Source organism: Psychrobacter sp. FME13 (assembly GCF_014861395.1).
Classification (GTDB): Bacteria; Pseudomonadota; Gammaproteobacteria; order Pseudomonadales; family Moraxellaceae; genus Psychrobacter.
This window is the reverse complement of record NZ_RRYV01000342.1, coordinates 1-863: the sequence shown is the minus strand read 5'-3', so window position 1 is coordinate 863 and position 863 is coordinate 1. Positions and strand designations below refer to the sequence as shown.

Genomic DNA, 863 nt, shown 5'->3' with positions numbered 1-863 from the left:
TAGGGCGTGTTGAACATTGGCGACAAATTGATGGCAAAAAAAATAGCGAACGGTTAATCTTTAAGTTCTCACACAAAAAAGATATCGTTCGCTATGCCTCGCACAATGCTCAAAGATGAACACTGGACAAGACTAAGACCTATCTTACTAGAGTTGAATATCTATGACAAAGGAAATCTTAGAAATACGGTTGAAGGTGTGTTGTATCGGATGCGCGTTGGTTGCCCTTGGCGTGACTTACCAGCGTACTTTGGCAAGCCCAATACCATCTATAAAGCTTACCAGCGCTGGTCTCGCAGTAATAAGCTGATTGCGCTTTTTACGTTACTGATCAAGGACGCAGACCTTGAATGGGTCTTTATCGATGGCACTCATATTAAAGCGCATCAACACAGCAGTGGTGGCAATGAGAATGCGCAGGCTATTAGTAAAAGTGTTGCAGGACGCGCGACCAAGATTCATTTGGCAGTTGATGCTCATGGCAATCCACTCACTTTTATCTTGTCAGATGGTACAACCCACGATGTTAAAGTCGCTCCTGACTTAATAGACAAGGTTGATTTGAGCGATACAGAGGTTTTATGTGCCGATAAAGGCTATGATTCTGATGCGCTACGAGCCCATATTGAACAAGCAGGGACGTGTGATAACATCCCTCGGAAACGAAATACAAAGTCCTCTAACGACCATATGGACTGGAACTTGTACAAGGTACGCCACTTAGTAGAAAATGCTTTTGCTAAGCTAAAACAGTATAGGGCAGTTGCCACCAGATTTGATAAGCTCAAGCAGAGTTATGAGAATACGGTCGCTCTCGCTTGCGCTTATATCTGGCTGAAATTATGAATGTTCAACACGCCCTA

Annotated in this window: 1 protein-coding gene; it reads left to right on the top strand. The window is 43.6% G+C overall.

From position 1 onward, the window contains the following. Nucleotides 1–93: 93 nt before the first annotated feature. The gene (locus tag EI164_RS16490) at nucleotides 94–846 is read left to right on the top strand and encodes an IS5 family transposase (protein WP_192521045.1); all 753 of its coding nucleotides are present in this window, start codon (nucleotides 94–96) and stop codon (nucleotides 844–846) included. Nucleotides 847–863 lie beyond the last annotated feature (17 nt).

Coding starts and splice junctions, on each gene's coding strand:
- EI164_RS16490 (WP_192521045.1), top strand. CDS start 94: ATGCCTCGCACAATGCTCAAAGATGAACACTGGACAAGACTAAGACCT.